Annotated in this window: 19 protein-coding genes and 1 tRNA gene; 10 read left to right on the top strand and 10 right to left on the bottom strand. The window is 67.4% G+C overall.

Going from position 1 to position 23,427, the window contains the following annotated elements:
* Positions 1-124 precede the first annotated feature (124 nt).
* Entirely contained in the window at positions 125-1,309 is a 1,185-nt protein-coding gene (locus BLU38_RS13940) for a hypothetical protein (RefSeq protein WP_091525696.1), read from the top strand.
* A gap of 101 nt (positions 1,310-1,410) precedes the next feature.
* Here BLU38_RS13940 and BLU38_RS13935 read toward each other — a convergent pair whose 3' ends face one another.
* From BLU38_RS13935 to BLU38_RS13920, 4 genes are read right to left on the bottom strand one after another with little or no spacing between them, the layout of a single operon-like run.
* The gene (locus tag BLU38_RS13935) at positions 1,411-2,850 is read right to left on the bottom strand and encodes a sulfatase family protein (RefSeq protein WP_157683451.1); all 1,440 of its coding nucleotides are present in this window, start codon (positions 2,848-2,850) and stop codon (positions 1,411-1,413) included.
* Positions 2,851-2,896: 46 nt separating this feature from the next.
* Positions 2,897-3,802, bottom strand: a complete 906-nt coding sequence (locus BLU38_RS13930; RefSeq protein ID WP_231920336.1) for a carbohydrate ABC transporter permease — start codon at positions 3,800-3,802, stop codon at positions 2,897-2,899.
* Entirely contained in the window at positions 3,799-4,773 is a 975-nt protein-coding gene (locus BLU38_RS13925; protein WP_231920335.1) for a carbohydrate ABC transporter permease, read from the bottom strand. The genes BLU38_RS13930 and BLU38_RS13925 overlap by 4 nt, the downstream gene beginning before the upstream one ends.
* Positions 4,770-6,314 (bottom strand): ABC transporter substrate-binding protein, encoded by a 1,545-nt coding sequence (locus BLU38_RS13920; protein ID WP_091525695.1) that lies wholly within the window; start codon positions 6,312-6,314, stop codon positions 4,770-4,772. Before BLU38_RS13920 ends, BLU38_RS13925 begins: the two co-directional genes overlap by 4 nt.
* Positions 6,315-6,781: 467 nt before the next feature.
* On the opposite strand from BLU38_RS13920, the gene BLU38_RS13915 reads away from it, so the two are divergent.
* The 9 genes from BLU38_RS13915 to BLU38_RS13875 all read left to right on the top strand — a co-directional run bounded on the left by BLU38_RS13915 (position 6,782) and on the right by BLU38_RS13875 (position 16,530).
* On the top strand, positions 6,782-7,561 hold the full coding sequence (locus tag BLU38_RS13915; protein ID WP_172836142.1) for a GntR family transcriptional regulator: 780 nt from the start codon (positions 6,782-6,784) through the stop codon (positions 7,559-7,561).
* Between the two features lie 429 nt (positions 7,562-7,990).
* On the top strand, positions 7,991-10,018 hold the full coding sequence (gene gyrB, locus BLU38_RS13910) for a DNA topoisomerase (ATP-hydrolyzing) subunit B (RefSeq protein WP_091532425.1): 2,028 nt from the start codon (positions 7,991-7,993) through the stop codon (positions 10,016-10,018).
* Between the two features lie 125 nt (positions 10,019-10,143).
* Entirely contained in the window at positions 10,144-12,864 is a 2,721-nt protein-coding gene (gene gyrA / locus BLU38_RS13905) for a DNA gyrase subunit A (RefSeq protein ID WP_091525691.1), read from the top strand.
* Between the two features lie 2 nt (positions 12,865-12,866).
* On the top strand, positions 12,867-13,946 hold the full coding sequence (locus BLU38_RS31720) for a DUF3566 domain-containing protein (RefSeq protein ID WP_157683450.1): 1,080 nt from the start codon (positions 12,867-12,869) through the stop codon (positions 13,944-13,946).
* 145 nt (positions 13,947-14,091) lie between these two features.
* A tRNA-Ile gene (locus BLU38_RS13895) sits at positions 14,092-14,168 on the top strand.
* A gap of 96 nt (positions 14,169-14,264) precedes the next feature.
* Complete coding sequence (locus BLU38_RS13890; RefSeq protein WP_091525686.1) at positions 14,265-14,819, top strand: DUF1990 family protein; 555 nt, start codon at positions 14,265-14,267, stop codon at positions 14,817-14,819.
* Positions 14,820-14,863: 44 nt separating this feature from the next.
* Positions 14,864-15,310 (top strand): DUF192 domain-containing protein, encoded by a 447-nt coding sequence (locus BLU38_RS13885; RefSeq protein WP_197680114.1) that lies wholly within the window; start codon positions 14,864-14,866, stop codon positions 15,308-15,310.
* 163 nt (positions 15,311-15,473) lie between these two features.
* Complete coding sequence (locus BLU38_RS13880; RefSeq protein WP_197680113.1) at positions 15,474-15,947, top strand: MarR family transcriptional regulator; 474 nt, start codon at positions 15,474-15,476, stop codon at positions 15,945-15,947.
* A gap of 13 nt (positions 15,948-15,960) precedes the next feature.
* Positions 15,961-16,530: a hypothetical protein gene (locus BLU38_RS13875; protein ID WP_091525684.1), complete on the top strand. Its 570-nt coding sequence runs from the start codon at positions 15,961-15,963 to the stop codon at positions 16,528-16,530.
* A gap of 7 nt (positions 16,531-16,537) precedes the next feature.
* On the opposite strand, the gene BLU38_RS13870 is transcribed toward BLU38_RS13875, so the two are convergent.
* The 6 genes from BLU38_RS13870 to BLU38_RS13845 all read right to left on the bottom strand — a co-directional run bounded on the left by BLU38_RS13870 (position 16,538) and on the right by BLU38_RS13845 (position 23,389).
* Positions 16,538-17,458: an SDR family NAD(P)-dependent oxidoreductase gene (locus tag BLU38_RS13870; RefSeq protein ID WP_091525682.1), complete on the bottom strand. Its 921-nt coding sequence runs from the start codon at positions 17,456-17,458 to the stop codon at positions 16,538-16,540.
* Positions 17,455-17,919: a MerR family transcriptional regulator gene (locus tag BLU38_RS13865; protein ID WP_197680112.1), complete on the bottom strand. Its 465-nt coding sequence runs from the start codon at positions 17,917-17,919 to the stop codon at positions 17,455-17,457. The genes BLU38_RS13870 and BLU38_RS13865 overlap by 4 nt, the downstream gene beginning before the upstream one ends.
* A 76-nt stretch (positions 17,920-17,995) precedes the next feature.
* Complete coding sequence (locus BLU38_RS13860; protein ID WP_091532420.1) at positions 17,996-18,448, bottom strand: DUF4913 domain-containing protein; 453 nt, start codon at positions 18,446-18,448, stop codon at positions 17,996-17,998.
* Positions 18,449-18,453: 5 nt separating this feature from the next.
* Entirely contained in the window at positions 18,454-20,259 is a 1,806-nt protein-coding gene (locus BLU38_RS13855; protein ID WP_091525680.1) for a type IV secretory system conjugative DNA transfer family protein, read from the bottom strand.
* Positions 20,256-21,887: a type IV secretory system conjugative DNA transfer family protein gene (locus BLU38_RS13850; protein WP_231920334.1), complete on the bottom strand. Its 1,632-nt coding sequence runs from the start codon at positions 21,885-21,887 to the stop codon at positions 20,256-20,258. Before BLU38_RS13850 ends, BLU38_RS13855 begins: the two co-directional genes overlap by 4 nt.
* Positions 21,884-23,389 (bottom strand): SCO6880 family protein, encoded by a 1,506-nt coding sequence (locus BLU38_RS13845; RefSeq protein WP_172836141.1) that lies wholly within the window; start codon positions 23,387-23,389, stop codon positions 21,884-21,886. Before BLU38_RS13845 ends, BLU38_RS13850 begins: the two co-directional genes overlap by 4 nt.
* Positions 23,390-23,427 lie beyond the last annotated feature (38 nt).

Genomic DNA, 23,427 nt, shown 5'->3' with positions numbered 1-23,427 from the left:
GGCCTCCCATAGTGTTCCGACGAAGCCGATGACAACGTTGACATTGTGTCTCCCACGCCGACTCGTGAGCGCCATCGGGCGCCGGTCAGATCGATGGTGAGCGCCAGAGGGGAAACCACCTGACATGAGAATCCGACCTCGACCCGCGCTCGGCGCGGCCCTGCTGGCCGGCGTCGCCACCGTCGCGCTGGTCGGCCTGCCGGCCCGAGCAGACACCTCGAACCCAGCCGACGCCCCAACGGCCGTCGGTGACCTGGGATCGTGCGCCACCGGTGACACCGGCGCGGTGCTGAAGCCCACCGCGACCGCCAACACCGAGCTGACCCAGGCCTTCCGCGCCTTCGGCAACAGCGGCGGCGGCTGGGCGAACAAGGGCGGCTGGGCCGCCTCCGACGGCGTCTATTCCGCCGAACTGCCCGGCCACAAGGTCGCCTGGCTGATGAACGACACCTTCCTCGGACCGGTCAACGCCGACGAGAGCATGACCGAGCCGGGCTTCATCCACGGATCGATCCTGCCGGCGGGCCGGGACGGATTGCCCGACACCACGATCACCGGCGGCACCCAGGCCGCGCCGGAATCGATCGCCTCACCACCCGACGGCGTCGACGGCGATCCCTGGTACTGGAACGCCGACGGCATCGTCGACGGCGGCAAGCTCCGCGTCTTCCAGGGCCGGATCGGCAAGACCGACGGCGATCCGCCGTGGAACTTCGGCTGGCTGGGCAGCGACATCGTCACCTACAGCAAGGACTTCACCGTCGAGTCGATCGTCCGGACCTACGGTGAGCCCGGCACGGTCAACTGGGGTAACGAACTCGTTCGCTGTGCTGGCTACACCTACATCTACGGCGAGAAGGACAGCACGATGTACGTCGCCCGGGCCCGGGTCGGGCATCTGGTTGACAAGGACTGGGACTTCTGGACCGGCAGTTCCTGGTCTGCCGACCCGGCTGCGGCCGGCCCCCTGGTCCCGGACCTCGGAGCGTCGTACAGCGTGACTCCGGTGGACGGCCGGTTCGTCCTGACCACCACCTCGGCGTCGATCTTCACCGATCACAAGATCTACGTCGCGAGCGCACCCACCCCGGTCGGACCCTTCACCGAGCGGACCGCTGTCTACACCGCACCCGAGGGTGGTGTCGGCAACATCTATGCGCCGTACAACGTTGCCGCGCATCCGGCGATCAGCAAGCCCGGCGAGTTGATCATCTGCTACAACGTGAACAGCGGCAACGGTGACGACCTGTTGGCCGACGCCAACAACAACCGTCCGCGATTCGTCACGATCAAGCTCGCCAAGGAATAGCGCCCGCAGGACCCCCAAACCCGGCCGACCCGTCAGTTCCTCCCCGACACGCCCGGCGTGTCGGGGAGGAACTGACGGGTCGGCGGTTGGGGGTGGCTCGATCAGACGGGAAGGTAGGGCTCGTCCTGGTAGTGCTGCTGCAGCCTGGCCAGTTCGGTTTCCAACTCGGCACGGATCCCTGCGTAGCTTGGATCATCGGCGACGTTGTTCAGTTCCTGCGGATCGGCGACCAGGTCGTAGAGCTCCCACTCCGGCGGGTAGATCTTGTCCGATGCGCCGGTGGTGCCCAGTCCGGCGGCGTAGAAGTAGACCAACTTGTGGGTGGCGGTGCGGACGCCGTAGTGCGACCAGGCGTGGTGGTTCGGATCGTCGTGTTCCCAGTAGCGGTAGTACATCGACGTCGGCCAATCGTCCGGAGTATCGCCGAGCAACACCGGTAGCGCACTGCGTCCCTGGGAGGTCGGCAACACCTCGGCGGGGTCCAGCCCGCAGGCCTGCAGGAAGGTTGCGGCGAAGTCGGCGTTGGTGATGATCTCGTCGATCCGGCTACCGGCCACGATCCGCTCCGGCCACTTGATCAAGAACGGCATCTGTAGCGACTCGTCGTAGATGAAGCGTTTGTCGTACCAGCCGTGATCACCGAGGAAGAAGCCCTGGTCGGAGGTGTAGACCACGATCGTGTTCCGGCCCAGATCATGATCATTGAGGTAGTCCAGCACCCGCCCGACGTTGTCGTCCACCGACTGCACGGTCTGCAGATAGTCCCGCATGTAACGCTGATAGAACCAGCGGGTCCGCTCGGTCCGATGTTCCTCGCCGATCAATTCGGCCGGGATCTGCTGCTCCTTGATGTCGCTCGGTGGCAGGTGATCGGCGATCCGCATCGTCGCTTCGTGCGCTGCGCGGCCGCGGGTCGCGTAGTCGTCGAACAGGGTGTCCGGTTCGGGGATCGAACCGACCGGATACAGGTCGGCGTGCTTGGGGTCGGGCACCCAGGGACGGTGCGGCGCCTTGTGATGCACCATCAGGCAGAACGGCTGCCCGTCGGGCTGCTGGTCGAGCCAGTCCAGGCTGAGATCGGTGACGATGTCGGTCGCGTAACCCGACACCTGACGCTCGCCTTCGGCGGTGATCATCACCGGATCGTTGTAGTCGCCCTGGCCGGGGAACACCTGCCAGGCATCGAAGTCCTCCGCCCGGGGCAGATTCTCCGGTCGATGGCCGAGATGCCACTTGCCGAACAGTGCCGTCCGGTAGCCGGCCTGTCGCAGGCAGCCGGTGAAGTTGGGCACCCGATACTCGATCTCGTCGAAGATCGACTTGACGCCGTTGACGTGGCTGTAGGTGCCGGACAGGATCGTCGCCCGGGACGGCGAGCAGATCGAGTTCGTGCAGTAGCAGGCGTCCAGCCGGGCGCCGTCGGCGGCGATCCGGTCCATGTTGGGGGTGCTGTTGACACGACTGCCGTAGGCACTGATCGCATGCGCGGCATGATCATCGGTGAGGATGAAGACGATGTTCGGACGGTCCGGGTCGGACACTTTTCTCCTTCGTGGCTGGTGATGACGGGTGGAACGGGAGCCTGGCTCACTGTTTGACGGCGCCGGCCAGGCCTTCGACGAAATAGCGTTGGAAGAACAGGAAGACCACGATCACCGGCACCAGGCTGATCGTGCTGGCAGCCGACATCTGCGCGTAGTCGGTCATGTTCTCCCCCTGGAAGCTGTACACCCCGACGGCCAACGTCTGCAGATCGGGTTGGCTCAGGGTCAGCACCAGCGGCAGCAGGAAGTCGTTCCAGCTGGCGATGAACTGCAGGATGATCACGGTTGCGGTCGCCGGTGCCGCCAACGGCAGGAAGATGGTGAAGAAGATCCGGAAGTAGCCGGCACCGTCGATCTTGGCCTGTTCCTCCAAGGCTGCCGGCAGCTGCGCGAAGTATCCTGCGTAGAGCAGTAACTGGATGATGTGGGCCGACCCGCTCTCGGCGATGATGATGCCGAACAGGGTGCCGTCCAGATGCAGCGAGTCGATCAGATCGAAGATCGGGATGATCGTGTAGCCCTGCGGCAGGATGGCCAGCCCGGCCAGCGTCGCGATGACGATCTTCTTGCCCGGGAAGCGATAGCGGCCCAGGACGTACCCCATCGAGGCGGTGGTCAGCACGACGATGATCACGCCGCCGACCGACACCACCACGCTGTTGATGAAGAATCGGCCGATGTTGCCGTTCACCCACGCCTCGGCGTAGTTGGAGAAGAAGAACTTGGTCGGGAAGATCCCCAGGTCGGCGAACACCTTGCTGTTCGGCTTGACCGAGGCCGACATCATCCAGATGAACGGGTAGATCCATATCAGGCTGACCGGGGTCAGGACGACATAGGTGATGATCCGACGGATCCTGCCCGGCCGCTTCCGGCGGCGCGGCGGCGCGTTGCCGGCGGACGACGATCGAACGGACTTCGGCGTACTCGCGATCGTGCCGGTGGTCATCGGCTCTCCTCCCGATCCGAGCCGGCGGCCCGGACCCGCCGGACGGCCAGCAGTTGGACGATGCCGAAGATCATCAGTGTGACGCCGAAGATCACGCCGGCCGCCGAGGCGTAACCCAGCCGCTGCACCGACTGGGCACCGGAGGCACCGAACGCATTGCGGTAGATGTAGAGCTCCATCAGCTCGGAGGCGAAGGTCGGTCCGCCGCCGGTGAGTGCCTGCAGGAAGGCGAAAACCTGCAGGTTGCCGATCGCGACGATCAGGGTGATCATCACCCCGAACGGCGTCAGCAGCGGTGCGGTGATGTTCTTGAACTGGCTCCACAGCCCGGCACCGTCGACCTTGGCGGCCTCGTACAGTTCGCTCGGGATGGTCTGCAGTCCGGCCAGCCAGTAGATCATCGGCTGCCCGCACCACTTCCAGATGAAGATCCCGATCGAGGTCCACAGCACTGTTCGCGGATCACCGAGGAAGTCGATCGAGCTGTCGGTGATCTTGAGCAGCATCAGCACCTGGTTGACCGGACCGTTGAAGGCGGAGAACACGAAGCTCATCACGATCGCCACGACGGCGGTGGTGGTGACCACTGGGATGAAGATCAACGTCCGGTAGACCGTCCGCAACCGGAGCGAAGCATCGTTGAGCAGCAGGGCGAATCCGAGTGACAGCGCGAGTTCGATCGGCGTGGCGACGGCGGCGAAGACGAGGGACCGGCCGAAGGCGTTCCAGAAGTAGCTGTCACCGATCGCCTCCCGGTAGTTCTGCAGTCCGATGAAGGTCATGTCGGAGGAGAACCCGTCCCAGCGGAACAGGGAGTAGTACCACGACATCACCATCGGATAGACGGAGAACAGCGCGACCAGGATCGCGCCGGGCAGCATCAGCAGGTAGCTGTGTCGCGCGTCCCAGAAGGCACTCCAGCCACGGTGCCGTTGGCCGACCTCACGGTCCAGGGCGAAGAAGGCCGTCACTTGTACAGGCCCACGTACGGTTTGGTCGGGTCCCAGTCGGAGAAGACGTAGTCGTCCCGGGAGACCTTGGCTCCGCTCTTCTTGGCGGTCGCGATGGCGGTGTCGATCGCCTTGTCGGCACGGTCCTGCAGAGCTTTCAATTCCTTCTTGATGTTGGTCGCCTTGCCGGTGAACAACGCGGTGCAGACGTCGTGCAGTGCCGGTTGGGGTGCGACGAGCGCCTGGCTGACCTTGATCATGTCGGGGTTGCGCACCGTGGGGGACGGGCCGAGCAGACCGTATTGCTTCATCCAGCCGTTCACCTTGGCGTCCAGCGGCTTGGGCTTCAGGCTCGGCGTCGGGAACACCGCCGGATCACCGGAGCCGGCGTAGTAGGCCCAATGGGTCTGGCCGTCGTCGGAGAAGATGTACTCGAACGCCTTGCCGGCAACCTCGGCGGACTTGCTGCTGGCCGCGACGCAGTAGTTGTTTCCACCGCCGGGCAACAGGTTGAACGGCGACACCTTGCCGGCTTCCTGGACCGGTGCCAGAGCGACGTCCAGCTTCAGGTCGGGGAACTCCTTGCCCCACAGCCCGATGTTCCACGGTCCCTGGAAGATGAACGCCGACTGACCCTGCGGGAACCGTTCCCGAGCACCGGGTGCATCGAGGCTGACCGACCCGGGCAGGAAGCAGCCGTCCTTCTGCAGCCCGAGATACCAGTCGATCACGTCGGCCAGGATCGGATCGGTGTAGGTGAGCTCACCGGTCCGGTAGTTGATCGAGCCTTCCGGGTTGTTGTCGACGCCGCCGACCATCCCGGACAGCCGGGCGATCATCGAACAGGCGGCGTTCATCCCGTTCGGCTGAGCGAGGTAGTCGACCAGCCCGTAGTACTTGCCGGCGCCCTTCTTGGTCGCGGCCCGGACGGCGCTGCCGAAGCTGTCCAGGGTGAAGTCCTGACCGGTGTCGACGTCGGCCTGGGCGGCGAGATCGGCGTTGATCAACACGATCGTCCCGAGCGCCGGTTTGGTGATCGGTAACGAGTAGGTCTTGCCGTCGAAGACGTTCACCCCGTTGGCGATCAACCCGGTCGGCAGCCGGTCCTTGATCTGCGGCCAGCCGGGAACCACGTCGTCCAACGGCCGCAGCCAACCCTCCTTGACCGCAACCGGCGTGGAGATCGTGGACGGCAGTTGGAACACGTCGGGCGCAGTGCCGTTGCGCAGTCCGAGGGTGATGCTCTGCTGGATGGTGTTCCAGTTGGTGCCCTTGTAGTCGACGTCGATGCCGCTGAACTTCTTACCGAAGGCGTCGAAGAACGCCTTGAAGTAGAGCGCCTTCTGGTCACCGCTGTCGACCCAGCGCAACGAGGCTGACTTCGGAGCATCGGACCAGTCGGGGATCGCGAAGTCGCCGACGCTGGACCGGGCCGTCGGCCCATCGGAGGAGACGTCACTGGTGTCGGTGCAGGCGGCCGCCGCGGCGGTCAGTCCGGCGGCGCCGGCGAGCTGCAGGGCGTGCCGACGGCTGAATCTCGGGCGGCGAACGGGTGTGGACATCGGGGAGTTCCTTCCTCCGTGCGAGGTGTGTACGCGGCGGGTGCGGCCGGATGCCGATGAACAGCACGGCCCAATACCCTTCAAAGCCTGGTGGCACGATAGGTTTTAGCGGAGCGGGACAACGGGTCGCCTTCCCGTCTTGAGGTGTGGTCGATCTCGGGTGTGGTTCCCGGCTGGATCACCCGGGGTGCTTCCCGTGAGCCACAGATCAGAGCAGGGAGATCTCGTACCGATCGCTCGGCCTGGTCGGCCGCGCTCATCGATGGCCCAGCTGCTGGCACCGGATCTGGCGGCGCCTGACGTCACGCTAGACCAATGTGATAAAGCTGTCTAGACCACTTGCCGCCTGACGCCGAGACGAGAGCGACCCGAAGACGATCCGGCGGATCGGAGCAGTCTCGCTCGAATCGCCCGACGATGCCCGGATGCGGCGAGAATGGACGGTGGTAGCCACCAGGAGGTACCAGATGCCCGAACGGCCGACCCCGGCCCATGAGGTGATCACTCGACACCTGCGGACCGTGATCGCGGCCGCTGCTCCCGGTGATCGGCTACCCAGTGATCGGGAGCTGAGCACGACCTTTCACGTCAGCCGGATGACGGCACGGCAGGCGATCTCGGCGTTGGTGGGGGAGGGCAGGCTGTACCGCGTCTCGGGCAGCGGCACCTACGTCGCCGACCATCCGGTGCACCGGCGGGTGACACGACTGCTGTCCTTCGCCGAACACATGCACCGGCAGGGCAGGCAACCGTCCGCCGTCGTGCTGGAGTCCGGCCGTCGTGCGGGCAACCGGCAGGAGAACGTCGATCTCGCTCAGGGCAGCGACGCGCAGGTCGGTGAGCTGAAGCGACTCCTGAAGGGGGACGGGATCCCGATCGGCGTCGAGGAGGTGCGGTTGCCCGACGATTGCTGTTCGGTCCTCGAGCTCGATCTCGGTACCGGATCGCTGTTCGCGGCACTGGCCGCGATCGGCCGGGAACCCACCCGCTCGAAGGGAACCGTGACCGCGGAATCGGCGATGCCGGAGCTGGCCCGACTGCTCGACGTCGCCGTCGGTGCGGCGCTGATCGTCCAGCGACAGATCGTGCTCGATGCCGACGACCGACCGGTGCAGCTGGCGGTGACCCGCTACGTCGGCGATCGGTTCGTCTTCGACATCGACCAGGAGAAGCACGCCTACGCCGATCCGGTCGACCATGAGGGTGAGCCGGCCTACGAGGTCGGCGCGCTCGTCGACCGACCCTGATCGCCCGGCTCGGACCATCCCGGCGAACGATCAGGCCCACGGACGGGTCGAACGGTCGGGTCGAACGTCCCGCCGGGCCGTCCTGGAGACCCGGGACAACATCTGTCAGCGGCCCGGGAACGCATCAGGAGGGCCGGGGTGCGTACCGGGCCTTGTCAACGCCCCTGGCAGCCGCGCCAAACCCGGCTAGCGCGCCTCCCAGAGGCATTCGGCTGTGGATAGTCGGCCCTGCAGAACCGGAAATCCGGGTGTTACGGGGTAGTATGGACCGAGCATGTGAAGAGCGGTCCGAGCACTCGGATCGCGGTGAGCAACTTGGCGCCGCCGCATCTCCGCGGAAGTCTGCGGATCCGGCGGCCCACGTGTGACAGGAGCCAGGAACCGGTGAGCGATACCCCGAACGAAGATCTCCCCGAGACCCCGCAGGATATCCCCGATTCTCTCTCCGCCCCGGACACCCCGGCCGATGCCGAAGCCGGCGACCCCACGTCGCCGACGTCGCCCGGCCTGCCTCCGGCCGGCGATTACGACGCCGAGTCGATCACCGTGCTGGAGGGCCTGGAGGCCGTCCGCAAGCGGCCCGGTATGTACATCGGCTCGACCGGTGAACGGGGTCTGCACCACTTGGTGCAGGAGATCGTGGACAACGCGGTCGACGAGGCGATGGCCGGCTACTGCGACACCATCGGGGTCACCCTGTTGGCCAACGGTGGGGTCCAGGTCACCGACAACGGACGTGGCATCCCGGTCAAGGAACATCCGACCGAGAAGATCCCGGCCGTCACGGTGATCCTCACCGTGCTGCACGCCGGCGGCAAGTTCGGCGGCGGCGGCTACAAGGTCTCCGGCGGTCTGCACGGCGTCGGCGCCTCGGTGGTGAACGCCCTGTCCAGCCGCTACGAGGTGGAGATCAAGCGTGACGGCTACCGCTGGACCCAGGCCTTCGAGCTCGGCGTCCCGACCGGACCGCTGGAGCAGCACGAGGCCACCGACGAGACCGGCACCACGACCACGTTCTGGGCCAGCGAGGACATCTTCGAGACCACCACCTACAGCTACGAGACCCTGGCCACCCGGCTGCGGGAGATGGCGTTCCTGAACAAGGGCCTGCAGATCTCGATCACCGACGAGCGGGAGGACCGCCCGGACTCCGAGGGCGGCAAGCACGCCGAGACCTTCAAGTTCGACGACGGCCTGATCGATTACGTCAAGTACCTGACGGTCGCGAAGGATCCGATCCACGCCTCGGTGATCGACATCGAGCTCGAGCGGGACGAGCTCGGTCTCGAGTTGGCGATGCAGTGGAACACCTCGTTCCAGGAGTCGGTGCACACCTTCGCCAACGCGATCAACACCCACGAGGGCGGCACCCACGAGGAGGGCCTACGGGCCGCGCTCACCTACACCGTCAACAAGTGGGGTGAGACCTGGGGGATGATCAAGAAGAAGGAGGATCGGCTCTCCGGCGATGACGTCCGGGAGGGGTTGACCGCGATCATCTCGGTCAAGCTGACCGATCCGCAGTTCGAGGGCCAGACCAAGACCAAGCTCGGCAACACCGAGGCCAAGACCTTCGTCCAGCAGGCCGTCAACGATCGGCTCGGCGACTGGTTCGAGCAGAATCCCCAGGAGGGCAAGGACATCGTCCGCAAGGGCATGGCCGCGTCGATCGCCCGGATCGCGGCCCGGAAGGCGCGCGATGCGGCCCGTGACCGCAAGGGTCTGCTCGGACGCTCCGGTCTGCCCGGCAAGCTGTCGGACTGCTCCTCGACCAACCCCGAGGAGTGCGAGGTCTTCATCGTCGAGGGTGACTCGGCCGGTGGTTCGGCCAAGGGTGGCCGTGATCCGCGGATCCAGGCGATCCTGCCGATCCGTGGCAAGATCCTGAACGTCGAGAAGGCGCGGATCGACAAGATCATGCAGAACAACGAGGTGCAGGCGATCATCTCCGCGCTCGGCACCGGCGTGCATGACGACTTCGACATCGAGAAGCTGCGCTATCACAAGATCGTGATGATGGCCGACGCCGACGTCGACGGTGCGCACATCCGGACTTTGCTGCTGACGTTGATGTTCCGCTTCATGCGGCAGTTGATCGAGGCCGGTCACGTCTACCTCGCCCAGCCGCCGTTGTATCGGTTGAAGTGGACCAACGCGACCCACGAACTGGCCTACAGCGATGCCGAGCGGGACGCGTTGCTCCGGGTCGGCGCCGAGGCCGGCAAGCGGCTGCCGAAGGAGGCAGCGATCCAGCGCTACAAGGGTCTGGGTGAGATGGATGCCGAGGATCTGTGGCAGACCACGATGAATCCGGAGTCCCGGATCCTGTTGCAGGTCACGATGGAGGACGCCGCCCGGGCCGACGAGATGTTCTCGATCCTGATGGGTGAGGACGTCGAACAGCGCCGGCAGTTCATCCAGCGCAACGCCAAGGACGTTCGGTTCCTTGATATTTAGCTCGCTCCGCTCGCGGGGGGCGACCCCCGGACCCCCGGGCGTGGTCGCCTTGAGGGTCGAGTTGGGCTGATCATCTTGGGTCGGTTCGGACACGTACATCGCTTGTAGGTAAGGAAAGTTGAGATATGACGGAAGTTACGCCGCCACCGGGGCATGATCGGCTGGAACCGGTCGATCTGCAGGACGAGATCCAGAAGTCCTACCTGGACTACGCGATGAGCGTGATCGTCGGCCGTGCACTGCCCGACGTCACCGACGGGTTGAAGCCCGTCCACCGCCGGATCCTGTACGGGATGTACGACGGCGGCTACCGGCCGGACCGTGGCTGGAACAAGTGCGCCCGGGTCGTCGGCGAGGTGATGGGCCAGTACCACCCGCACGGCGACTCCGCGATCTACGACAGCCTGGTCGGGCTGGCCCAGAGCTGGGTGAAGCGCTACCCGCTGGTGGACGGTCAGGGCAACTTCGGTTCGCCGGGCAACGACCCGGCCGCGGCGATGCGCTACACCGAGTGCAAGATGGCGCCGCTGGCGATGGAGATGGTCCGCGACATCGGCGAGGACACCGTCGACTTCCGGGCCAACTACGACGGCAAGACCCAGGAGCCGGTCGTGCTGCCGGCCCGGTTCCCCAACCTGCTGGTGAACGGATCGACCGGCATCGCGGTCGGGATGGCCACCAACATCCCGACCCACAACCTGCGTGAGGTCGCCGACGCCGTGCAGTGGGCGCTGGAGAATCCGGAGGCGACCGAGGAGGATCTGCTGGAGGCGGCGATCCAGCGGGTGCACGGTCCGGATTTCCCCAACGGTGCGTTGATCGTCGGCCGCAAGGGCATCGACGACGCCTACCGCACCGGTCGCGGCTCGGTGACGATGCGCGCGGTGGTCGACATCGAGGAGGACAAGGCCGGCCGTACCCAGCTGGTGGTCACCCAGTTGCCGTACATGGTCAACCCGGACAACCTCAGTCTGAAGGTCGCCGAGTTGGTCAACGCCGGTCGACTGGCCGGCATCGCCGACATCCGGGACGACTCCTCGGCCCGGACCGGCCAGCGGCTGGTGATCGTGCTGAAGCGGGACGCCCAGCCGCGGGTGGTGCTGAACAACCTGTACAAGCACACCCAGCTGCAGGACACGTTCGGCTGCAACATGCTGGCGCTGGTCGACGAAGTGCCGCGGACGTTGCGGCTGGACCAGTTCATCTCGTACTGGATCACTCACCAGCTGAACGTGATCCGGCGCCGGACCGAGTATCGGCTGGCCCAGGCCGAGGCCCGGGCGCACATCTACCGCGGCCTGGTCAAGGCGCTGGACGCGCTGGACGAGGTGATCGCGCTGATCCGCCGCAGCCCGACCACCGACGAGGCGCGGACCGGCCTGATCGAGCTGCTGGAGATCGACGAGCTGCAGGCCAACGCCATCCTGGACATGCAGCTGCGCCGGCTGGCTGCTCTGGAACGGCAGAAGATCATCGACGAGTTGGCCAAGATCGAGGCCGAGATCGCCGACTACCAGGACATCCTGGCCCGGCCCGAGCGGCAGCGGCAGATCGTCAGCACCGAGCTGGCCGAGATCGTGGAGAAGTACGGCGACGACCGGCGGACCGAGATCATCGCCGATGACGGCGACATGAGCGCCGAGGATTTCATCCCCGACAACGACGTGGTGGTCACCATCACCCGCGGCGGCTACGCCAAGCGCACCAACACCGACGCCTACCGGGTGCAGAAGCGCGGTGGCAAGGGCGTACGTGGCGCGTCGTTGAAGGCCGACGACGAAGTGGTGCATCTGTTCGCCACCAGCAACCACCAGTGGATCCTGTTCTTCACCAACAAGGGCCGGGTGTACCGGGCCAAGGTCTGGCAGTTGCCGGAGGCCAACCGGGACGCCCGCGGCGGTCACGTCGCCGGGCTGCTGTCCTTCCTGCCCGACGAGGAGATCGCCCAGGTCCTCACGCTGCGCAGCTACGAGGATGCGCCGTACCTGCTGCTGGCCACCCGTAAGGGCCTGGTGAAGAAGTCCCAGCTGTCGTTGTACGACTCGCCGCGGCAGGCCGGCATCATCGCGGTCAACTTCCGCGACGAGGACGACGAGCTGATCGGCGCCGAGCTGTGCAGCCCCGAGGACGACGTGCTGCTGATCAGCAAGAAGGGCCAGGCGATCCGGTTCCCGGCCACCGATGCCCAGCTGCGGCCGATGGGCCGGGCGACCTCCGGCGTCACCGGTATGAAGTTCCGCGACGGCGACGAGTTGCTCAGCCTGACCCGGATCTCCAGTGATCTGGCCGAGGACGAGTGGTACGTCTTCACCGTCACCGACGAGGGCTTCGGCAAGCGGACCGCGGTGTCGCAGTATCGTCAGCAGGGCCGTGGCGGCCTGGGTATCAAGGCGATGAAGCTGAACGACGCGCGCGGCGAATTGGTCGGCGGGCTGGTGCTGCGGGAGAACGACGAGGTGATCGCGATCAAGGCCAGCGGCCAGATCACCCGCAGCGCTGTCGCCGAAGTGCCGGTCAAGGGCCGGGACACGATGGGCATCAAGTTCGTCGGTGTCCGTGGCGGCGACTCGGTGGCTGTGATCGCGTTGAACCCGGAGACGACGCCGGAATTGGAGGAGCTTGAATCGGGCGAGGAGACTACTCCTGGCAGCGCGCCGGTCGAGGCCGGGTCGGAGCAGGACGGCTCCGCCCCGGACGCGTCCGATACGAGCGTCGATTCGGATCCTGCGGACGAATCTGGAATCGTGGAGGGCGAGTCCGCCACGACCGCGGGGTCTGACCAGGCAGAATCGAGTAGCCAGACTGACTCGAGCACAGACGCCGACGAGGATGAACCGGAGGAATGACGGTGAGCGAACGCAGCAGGGGACCCGAAGGGGCCTCCAGCCCGGCGAGCACTCAGAGCGGCCCCTCCGGCGGCGACGACATCTACGCCGCCGCAGCGGCCAGTGCCGCCGGACGGAACGCCAAGCGCAGCGCATCCGCTCGACCGGCACGCAGTGCGGGCTCGGCGCCGGAGGCACAGACCGACGGCACGTCGACGGCAGCCCGGGCTCAACCGGTCGATGACGACGCTCGCAGCGCGCAGGCCAACGGCAGCCGGAACGGCGGCGCTCCGGACACCGCGACGCAGCCCGCTGCCAACGGGAACGCCGCCGGTGCGACCGCCGGCACCGAATCGGGCGGCGAGCCGACCAGCAAGCTGAGTGCCGTGGCCAGCAGCGTGCTGGGCCGGGTGCGGTCGGGAGGCAAGTCCGACCCCGCGAAGCCCGACCCCGCGAAGTCCGACGAATCGAAGTCCGATGCGGCGAAGTCCGCCGGCCAGCAGCCTGCCACCGGCAAGACGGCTGCGGGCGCCGGGGCAACCGCCACTGCCGCCGCCGGTGCGACGGCCGCGAAGAACACCGCGACGACGCAGAGATCGTCCGCCGACCCGGCGAACGAGCCGACCACCGCGATGAACCGTGAGCCCGTCGGCCCGCCGGCCTCGGCAACCGCGGGCGCCGACAGCGCCGACCCGGCCAAGGCCGACAAGCCGAAGGTCGGAACGGCCCGCGGCACCCGTAAGGCGCGGCTGCGGCTGTCCCGACTGGATCCGTGGTCGGTGATGAAGACGGCCTTCCTGTTCTCCATCGCGGCCGGCATCGTGATGGTCGTCGCGGTCTACGCGGTCTGGCTGGTGATCGGATCGTCGGGGTTGTTCGACTCGGTCGACTCGATCGTCGGCAGCGTTCTGCAGAGCCCGGGCGACACCACGCCGTTCCGGATCGAGGACTACGTCAACACCCAGAAGGTGATGGGCGTGACGGCCTTCCTGGCCTGCATCGACGTGGTGATCTTCACCGCGCTGGCCACCCTGGCCTCGTTCCTGTACAACCTGGCCGCCACCATGCTCGGCGGCCTTGAGGTCACCCTCGCCGAGGACTGATCTTTTGCATCGACGTCGGCCGCCGTTCCGTTCACGCGGGGCGGCGGCTTTCGATTTGGAACGATGCCGCCTGATGGGCTAGCGTTGCGCTTCGGCGTGAGGCGTGCACGGACCGAGTCCGAGGCCGACCACCGCCACCGTTTGCGGGCCTATAGCTCAGTCGGTTAGAGCGTTGCCCTGATAAGGCAAAGGTCACTGGTTCAAGTCCAGTTAGGCCCACCACCGCATCCCTTGGTCGCATGACGCTGCCAAGGGTTTTTGCTTTCTGTGCGGCAGACTGGTCGACGACCGTTGCGCTGCCGATCGGAGAGGATCGTGATGACGACACCGGTGCTGCTGCCGCCGGTGACTGCGACCGAACTCAGCCGAGCGCCGTTCAGCTACCCGGAGGTCGGGGCAACCCGATCGGGCCCGTTGCCGACCGGCTACCGGCAGCTGCGTCGAGAGGTGATCCTCGGTCCTGACCCAACCGGCGAGGACCGGTTCGTACGGGTCGCCGAGGCGCTGCTGGGCTGGCGGATGCACAGCGCAGCCGGCCTGCAGATGCGGGTGTCGGCGCTGCGCGCCGAACCCGAGGTGGTGCTGATCGCGACTCTGGCGCTCGGCCCGTTCCCGGTCCGGACCCGCTGCCGGGTGGTCTATCTGATCGACGAGCCGGACGCGGTCGGGTTTGCGTACGGGACGTTGCCCGGTCATCCCGAGCGGGGTGAGGAACGATTCCTGGTCGAGCGACTGGACGGCGACTCCGTACGGTTCTCGCTGACCGCCTTCTCCCGGCTGTCCAGTCCGCTGGCGCGGCTCGGCGGCCCGATCAGCAGAGCCGTGCAGTCCCGCGTCAACACCCGCTATCTGCGAACCGTGCGGGCGTTGTGACGATGACGACTTCCAGTGCCGGCCCGCGGCCGCGTCATCCCCGGATGGGAACCGTGTTCGCCGTGCCGACCGCCGTCGTTGTGCTGCTGTCGACGGCGGGCTGTGGCATCGGCGTCCTGGACAAGGCAGAGGTGTCGGTCGACGGCCGGTCCTTCCGGGTCGAGGTCGCGCGGACCGGCCGCCAACAGCAACAGGGCTTGTCGGAACGATCCACGGTGCCGGCCGGCAGCGGGATGCTGTTCGACTTCTCCGGGCGCCGGGTGCAGAAGGTGTGGATGGCCGACACCCTGGTGCCGTTGGACGCAGCCTGGATTTCCGACGACGCGGTGGTCGCGATCCGGACGCTGAAACCGTGCGGGCGAGCCGAGGCATCGGATTGTCCGACCTGGATCTCCCCGCAACCTGTCGATGCACTGCTCGAGGTGCCCGCCGGTGCACTGGATGGGGTGCCGATCGGTGCCCGGGTGCGGATCAGCGAACAACACGGCTGAGCCGGGTCGTCGGCAGATTTGTCGCCCGAGAGGTCCGAAGGTGATCCCTCCACTGGCTATGTTGACGCCGTCCGGACCCTCTCGTTGGGAGCGCGAGATGCGGCCACGAGCCGATCGTCCCGGCCGACAACAGAGGGGCCAACAGCAGAGGGGGCGATGCAGTGTGGCCGAGACCTATCCCGATCCCGTTCTGTCCGGCGTCCGGCAGTTGCGGCACCGGCACATCCTGGACCGGCTGGACTACTTGCGCGGATTACGGCGGCTTGCTGACGGGATGACCCAGACCGATCTGGCGCGAGCCCTCGGGCTGACCCAGCCATCGATCAGCTCGGCGTTGAAGTCGGCGGCCAAGGTCGCCGATCTGCGACCCGGATTCTCCGGTGCCGGTCCGTACGAGATCGCCCAGCGCTACGTTGCCGGGGAGCTGGATCGCGACCAACTGATCGACGAGCTCGCTCGCTGGGTGCCGGATCCGACGGTTCGAGCTGTGGATAACCCGGCCGACCCCAACAGCGAGATGCGCAAAGCTGTCCGGGACGGGCTGCTGGACGAGGACGCCTACCGGATGGTTCTCGCACGCCAGCTCGAACTGAGCTCGGGTTCGACTTCGGAGAGAGCGGGCCCGGCTTCCGCCTGAGGAGTGAGAGCCGATGCCCGATCCCAACGATCCACCCGATCCCGGCCCGATCGACGAGCTGCAACGAGAGACCGAACGGATCCTGCGCACGCTCGCCGACCGATCTGCTGCGCGCGCAGCCCAACGCGAACGCGCCGAACAGAACACCCGGCAACCGGCCCGAAACGACCAGCGGCAACAGCAGCCGAGCGACGAGCGCCTCCGAGCCGAGCAGCGGGCGAGGCGTGAAAGCCGGCGGGCCGATCGGGTTGGCGGCCGATCCGGTACGGAGTCGTCCGACCTGGACCGGTCCGAACGGCCGCCCGCCCGCGCCGCGCATCCGGAGGGATCGGCCGACCCGCAGGCCCGTCGGTTGGCCGAGCGGCTGGCCGGCAACGGCATCGGTGGCCAATTGGCGGAGACCCGGATCCGCGCCGAACGCAGTCACGCCGCCCCGGCCAGTGCGATCAGGAAAAATGCGGCGGCCGGTCGCGGCACCTCGGTCTCGTCCGGCCGGCGGGCGCAACGATCCGTGCCGCAGCACGCCGCCGACCACCGGAACCGTCGCGAGCAGCCGCGTACCGGTCGAGGACGTACGCGGTAGCGCACTCCTAGTTGATCAACTCGAGTGCGAGCTCGAAGAGCAGTTCGGAGTACCGATGATCAAGGGCGAAAGCGGCGACACCGGTACCGAACCCGCCTGGCGCCCGATGACGGACCTCGGCCTCGGCGACGTCCTCGAAGTATCGGCCGCCGATGTCGTTGAGCAGCGGCGAAGCCGCCAGCAGGACCGAGGTCGCGGCACCCTGCTCGACGGTCTTGCGGCGCTCGACCGGTGTCTGCAGGCCGCCGGTGTGCTGCTGCAGTCCGGTGGCAATGGCGCCGGGGTTGCAGGCGTTGGCGCGGATCCCGTCCGCGGCCCATCGCCGATCGGCTTCGACGGCGAACAACACCATTGCGGCCTTGGCCTCGGCGTAGGCCGCCAGAGGATGATAACCACGGAAGTTGTAATCGAGATCGCCGAAGACCGGCGGCGAGTAGAGGTGCGCATTCGAGCTCAGATTGACGATCCGCGCGTCCGGCGCCGCGGCGAGAGCGTCCCGCAGGCCGACCGTCAGGGCGAAGTGGCCGAGGAAGTTCACCGCGAACTGCAGCTCATGGCCCTGCCTGCTGGGGGTGAGCTTCGGGATCGCCATCACGCCGGCATTGTTGATCAAGATGTCCAAGGGGCCCGCCCACTCGGCGGTGGCTGTCGCGACCGAATCGAGGTCGGCGAGATCGAGGACCAGGCCGTCGACGGTCGGATTGCCGGTGGCCGCGATGATCTTGGTGACCGCCGAGTCGACGGCCGACGGCTTGCGGCCGGCGATGGTCACCGAGGCCCCGGCGCCCGCGAGCGCCCGGGCCGTCTCGTAGCCGAGGCCGGCGTAGCCGCCGGTCACAATGGCGCGTTTCCCGTTCAGGTGCACGCCGGCGAGCACCTCGTCGGTCGTACTGGAGAAGCCGAACGGGGTTTTGATCCGCTCCGTCATGGCGTCACGGATCCCTTCAGTCGATGTGCCAGCTCCTCGGCGACCCGGACGGCCTCCTGTTCGCCGACCGCGTCGTCGTCCATCCGCGATCTCCACAGGTCAGCCTTGGCCCGGGCATAGTCCAGCCGCAGCGTGAGCGCCGCGATCTCGGACTCCAGATGCTCGGCGTGCCCGGCGAACGGAGCCGTCATCGCCGGAGCAGCCTTCCTGCCGGCCGCCAGTCCCGTGAGGTAGGAACGCAGCTGCTCGATGCTCATCCCGGTAGCCCGCAGACAACCGAGCGCCTCCACCCGTTCGGCGAGTGCCGGCGAGTATCGCCGGTGCCCACTGGACGGGTCGCGATCGACCGGCCCGATCAGTCCGATCTCCTCGTAGTAGCGCAGCGTGTGCTCGCTGAAGCCCGAGCGGTCGGCCATCTGGCGGATCGTCAGCGACGATCGGGAACCCACGACAACAGTCACGGGACCATGCTGCACAACTTCGAGCGCTCGAAGTCAAGCCCGCAGAAAGATCGATCCGTCGGGCGCGAGGTCTTCGTCACTCCGCGTCCCGAACGTCGGCGAACAGACCCTCCGGGGGCGGCAGGTAGGGCAGCGGATCTCCGCGGCGGTTGGTGTTCTCCGGTTCGTCGGCGGTCTCGGCGAACGGGCCGTCGGGGGAGAGCAGGATCGCCAGGTGGTAGTCGGCATGGTCGCGCCACCAGACACTCATCCCGGTGGACGGGTCCTGACGCAGGTACTCCCAGGAGCGCCACAACGCCTCCAGCCGGACGATCGCCTCGCCGACCTCCCACCAGCGGGCGGACCAGACCCGGTTGCGGCCGTCGATCCGGCGTTTGTACATGTGTCGCAGGTAGTCCCGGACGAACTCGTCCACGCTGCCGAACTGGAGCTCGATCTCCTCCTCGGGCTCTTCGTCGACAGCGAGGTTGTCGTCGATGATCAGCTCCGGTCCCGGTTCGGGCAGCAGCTGGGACAGCGATTCGGTCATGATGATCAAGCTCCTTGCGGTTGTTGATCTTGCTGCGGTGTTCCTGACGGCAGGTCGGTGCGCTCGACCTCGGCAGGTTCAGGATCGGACGGCGTCGTACGGCGTGGGCCGTGAGCGGCGATCGAGTCTCGGATCCTGCTCGCGTACGGGCCGGACATCCACGGCACGGTCCGGACCAGTGTCGGCCGCGATCCCGAGGCGATCACCAGGGCCCGGCCCTGCGGCATCGAGGCAAGATCGGCGATGTCCAGAATCCGTTCCCGCTGCAGCTGCTGGGAGACGGTCCGTTGCCCCTTGGTCACCGATGCCGAGGAGGACAGCCGGTCGTAGTCGCCGACGATCTTGGACAGGTCCTCCAGGAACTGCGCCTCGGCGACGCCGCCGCCGTACACCTTGATGTTGGCCGCGCTCCAGAGCTTCTTCATCCCGGACTCGCCCCAGACGTCGACACCCTGGGACCAGGACTGCAGGATCGTCATCAGCACGATGCCCCGGGAACCGTAGTGGCTGTAGAGGTCGGGCAGATCGCTCCAGCGGCACACGTTGGCCGCCTCGTCCAGCACGCCGAGCAGTGGCACCGGTAGCCGTCCGTTCGGTGATCGGGTAGCCAACTGCTCGGCGGCCTCGACCACCGCGACGGTCAGCGCGGTCACCAACGGCCCGGCCGTGCCCTTGCCCTCCTTGGACAGCGAATACAGCGTTCCGCCGGAGCGGACGAAGACGCCGGGATCGAACGCCCGCCGCTGATCGCCAGGGCCGGCGGTGATCCAGCGGGCGACCTTGCGGTTGGTCAGGCAAGCGGCCATCTGCTGGGCGGTGCCGTAGATCCCGCCGCGCTGGCGTTCCGGAGCGGTCACCACACCGGACACCTGATCGGCGGTCAGCGGGAAATCATGATCACGAAGGATGTCGACCGGGGTCTCGTCGGTCGGCCGGGTGACCCAGCTGTACACCTGCGTGATCGGCTTGCGTTCACAGGCCGCTGCCAACAGCAGTCCGGCCAGCAGATCCTGCCCGGCGGGATCGAAGAAGGCGTCGGTCTTGGCGCCGGGTTCTCGTGACCCAGCAGCGAAATGGCCGGCCAGTCGAGCCGCCTGCACCTCGTCGGTGACGTAGCTCAGCGGATCCCACCACCAGTCCGGTTCCTGCTCGGCGATCTGCTGCGGATCGAACACCCACACCGGACCGTCGGCGGCACGGACGTCGCGAGTCGCGTCCACCACGTCACGCTTGTTCGAGGTGACCAGGACCGCGCCCGGCGCATCCAGAATCGCCGGGATGGCCCGGCTGGTCGTTTTACCGGTCCGGGGTCCCCACACGTCGATGTGCATGTCCTCCCAGGACCCGACCAGCTCATGATCACCGGTGACGGTCCGCCCGATCGGCACTCCCGGGGACCCGTCGACCCCGAGCCGATCGGACTTCCGTTCGGCGCTGCGCCGGCTCAGGCCGGCGATGTCGGCGCCACGGCCGAGATAGCCGGCCGACCGGTCGACCCGGGACCGTGGCTTGTGCAGCCTCCGCCGGAGCAGGAACCCGGCGGCCGCGATTATGATCAACAACAACCCGGCCGCGATCAACACCAGGTCGCCCGACGCCGGCCAGCCGACGTCGCCGCGGATCAACCCGAAGAACACACCGAACGGATCATCCGGGATGGCCGGGTCGACGCCGTCGATCCGATTGCCGACCCGTACGCCCAGGTAGCAGATCCCGACGATCGCGGTGAGTAGCCCGAGACCGACGAACGCCAAGATCATCTCACCGGACAGGCCACCGGGGTCGCGCCGCCGGTTGCTCGGCCGACTCATGACGCACCTCCTGCTGCGGCCCCGGTGTCGGTGCCGTCGGGCTCCCCCACGGCCCGGCGGGCACCGACCCTGCTCTGTTCGTGCCAGAGCCGGTTGGTGTCGTTGATCGAGCGTTCGATGTCGGTCAGCTCGACCGAGACCGGGATGCCGGGCCGCCCGCCGACCTTGACCAGGAACTTGCCGCGCCCCGGCGGGTCGACCTCGCGACCACTGGCCGGATCCCAGGCGGGCGGATCCTGCCAGCCGATCAGAAGGTCCTGCTCGGCGGAGGAGAACGGGACGGCTGCGGTCAGCTGCGGCATCTCGGCCGACGGCAGGCCGCCGCAGATGACCATCCCGGAACGTTCAACGAAGCCTCGCGCCTTCATCCGATCCTCCTCCGAGGACAACGCCAGCAGGTCGCTCATGGTGTGGCTGATCATCGCCATCCCGACGCCGCGTTGCCGATTCAGCCGGGTCAGGCCGTCGACCCGGTCGACCATCCCGCGTCCGGCGCGGAGTGCCCGCCACAACTCGTCGGTGATCACGAAGTAGTGCCGACGTGGCTCCAGGCCGGCATCGGCGAGCGCGTTGGCCACGTTGACCGTGCCGAAGCCCGCCGACCAGCAGGCCAACAGCGTGGCCGCCTGCAGATCCATCTCCGAGTCGTCGATCGCCGACACGTCGTAGACCACCGGGGCGTCCCGGCGCATCGGATTGGTGGTCGGCGCCGCAAAGGTCTCACCCAGTCGGCCGCCACCGACCAGGCCGATCAGCGACGCCTCCAACTCCTCGGTGATCTGCTGATATCGGTTGTCGTCCCCACGGTCCAACGCCACCGCGCGGACCTCGTCGGGACCTTCCCGGATGACCCGCAACAGGTCACCCAGCACCGGTACGCCGTCATGTCTGGAGTCCAGCACTTTCAGCGCCCGGTCGATGATCGTCTCCTCACGATCGCTCGGCGGCGCCGACCGCATGATCGTCAACAACGCCGAAACCATCGTCTGCCGCCGGCCGTGGGCATCGGCCAGCACCTGCGCGGCTTCCCGCCCGTGGCCGGCCGCGTGCAACCGGTCGGCGGCCTGCCCGGCCTCGCCGGGGTCGAGGACGTTGAGGTGTCCGCGGCCACGACCGAGCGAGATCACCTGACCGCCCAGCGCCCGGATCAGATCCACGTAGTCGGGTTTGAGGTCGCCGAGGACCAGCGGCATGACGCCGTACCCGGCCAGACCGGTCGCCATCCGACGGACGATCGTCGACTTGCCCAGACCCGGCTTGCCGAGTACGAAGACGCTCGGGTTGCTGATCAACTTCGCCCGCTGGAACCAGGAGATCGGATCGCAGCACAGGGTGGCACCGGTGTGCACGTGCCGGCCGAGCGGTACGCCGACCATCGGGGTGCCGGTGCCGACCGCGTACGGCCACATCCCGCAGACCTGGACCGTCGTGCCCCGCCATTCGGCGGGTGCCTGCAGGTAGCTCGACCCGCCTCGGCCTCGGCCGAGCCAGCCGCGGGTCGTCGGTCGAAGCGGACGAACGCCCTTGCGCGGTGTGGATCCGGACCGTTGATCACCGCTCTCGATGTCCCGTTCCGGGCCGTCGCCCCGACCGTCCTTGGCGTTGCGACGGCGGCTGCTGATGATCACAGCTTCTCCCTCAGTTCGGCGGGCAGCCGCAGGTGTTTGGCCAACACCAGACCGAGTGGCAATGCGGCAGCGAAGGCGCTGTCCTGGCTCCCGTAGACCGGACGCACCCGGAGCCGGGCGGTGGCCGACAGATTGTCGATGGCTGCCAGCGCGTCGGCCCGCTGGTCGGCACCGGTGACCGTCGCCGTGATCAACATGCCGAAGTTGATCAAGCCCGCACCGCCGGCCTCCTCACCGGCCGTCGCTGCCGCGGCGCGCACCGCGAGCACGTCGCGGGCCGCCGGCTTGTTGGTCGATGTCTGCCGGAACTCTGCTGCTCGCAGATCGGCCTCCACCATCGCCGCTGCTCGGGCGGCATCGATCGGTCGGTACAACAAGGTGACGCGCTTGCGGGCGATGTCGCGGTGCGGTGCCAGTAGTCGGCCCAACACCGAGGATTGGACGTTGCCCCGCGGCGCCTGGGTCATCGCCCAGGTGCAGGAGTAGGCGCCGTCGTGACGGTAGCCGTCCCAGCCGGCCTCCGCCGCGGACGGGCCGATGTCGGTCCAGGACAGCTCCGGATCGTCACCGTTGGCGTGAGCCTGGTCGATCAGCAGCGCCGCGGACGGGTCGTAGGCGACCCGCACCGTCTCGCAGAGCTCGCGGGCCGACAACGGATGGGCCGCACCCGCACCGGTGGCCTGGAGCCCTGCGGTCAGCCCCGGGAGCCGGGAAGCGAGCTCGCGCGCCATCTCGTCGGTCGACCGCCTCTTCGCGCCCGCTCGCGGCACGGCGGAGTAGGTGATGCTGACGAACGCCTTGACCGTGGAGGAGCCGACCGGATAGCGGAGCACGGTCTCGGCGAGCATCGCCCGGGCGAATTCGGGAGCGTCCGGGTCGGTGTTGGCCGCGACCTCTCGTTGCAGCCGGGTGCCCGAATCCGGCGCGGTCTCGATGGTCACGGCGGCCCCCTGGATGCCGAGTTCGTCGCCCAGGTTGGCCAGCCAATGACCCCAGTCGGCCACCCAGTCGTCGACCTGTTCCTGGTCGACCAGCGCGGCACCGTCCGGCTCGGTGCCGATCACCACCGAGAAGCTCCCGGTGGCCGGCGTGTACAGCAACGCGAACGGGCGGCCGTAGGAGTCCTGATGTTCACTGAGTCGGGTCGGTGCGGCCAGACCGGGGAGCTGGTGGCTGCCCCACGGCGCGGCACCGAGCGGACCGGATCGGTAGAGGTGCTGACCACGGGTGCGCGTCGACCACCAGCCGACCCGGGCACCGGCGCGGGCCAACAGACTCAGGCCGTGCGCGTCCTTGAACACCACCAGTCCCAGCGTCCCGACCAGGGCGGCCGCGACGATGCCGGCGGCGACGATGCCGGCCGTCATCACGGTCACCACGACCATGATCAGACCGCCGAGCAGCACCGCTGTGCCGATCGAGCCGAGGCCGAGCAGGCCGGCGGAGCTCGGCCGGCGCCAATTGCCGTACGATCGCGATGCCTTGGCGGTGAGATCACTCATCGGCGGCTTGCCTCCTGTCCATGATCAACAATGCGGGT

The sequence above is a fragment of the Microlunatus soli genome (assembly GCF_900105385.1).
Lineage (GTDB): Bacteria > Actinomycetota > Actinomycetes > Propionibacteriales > Propionibacteriaceae > Microlunatus > Microlunatus soli.
Note: the sequence above shows the minus strand (reverse complement) of the source record. Positions and strands in the feature narration are given on the sequence as shown.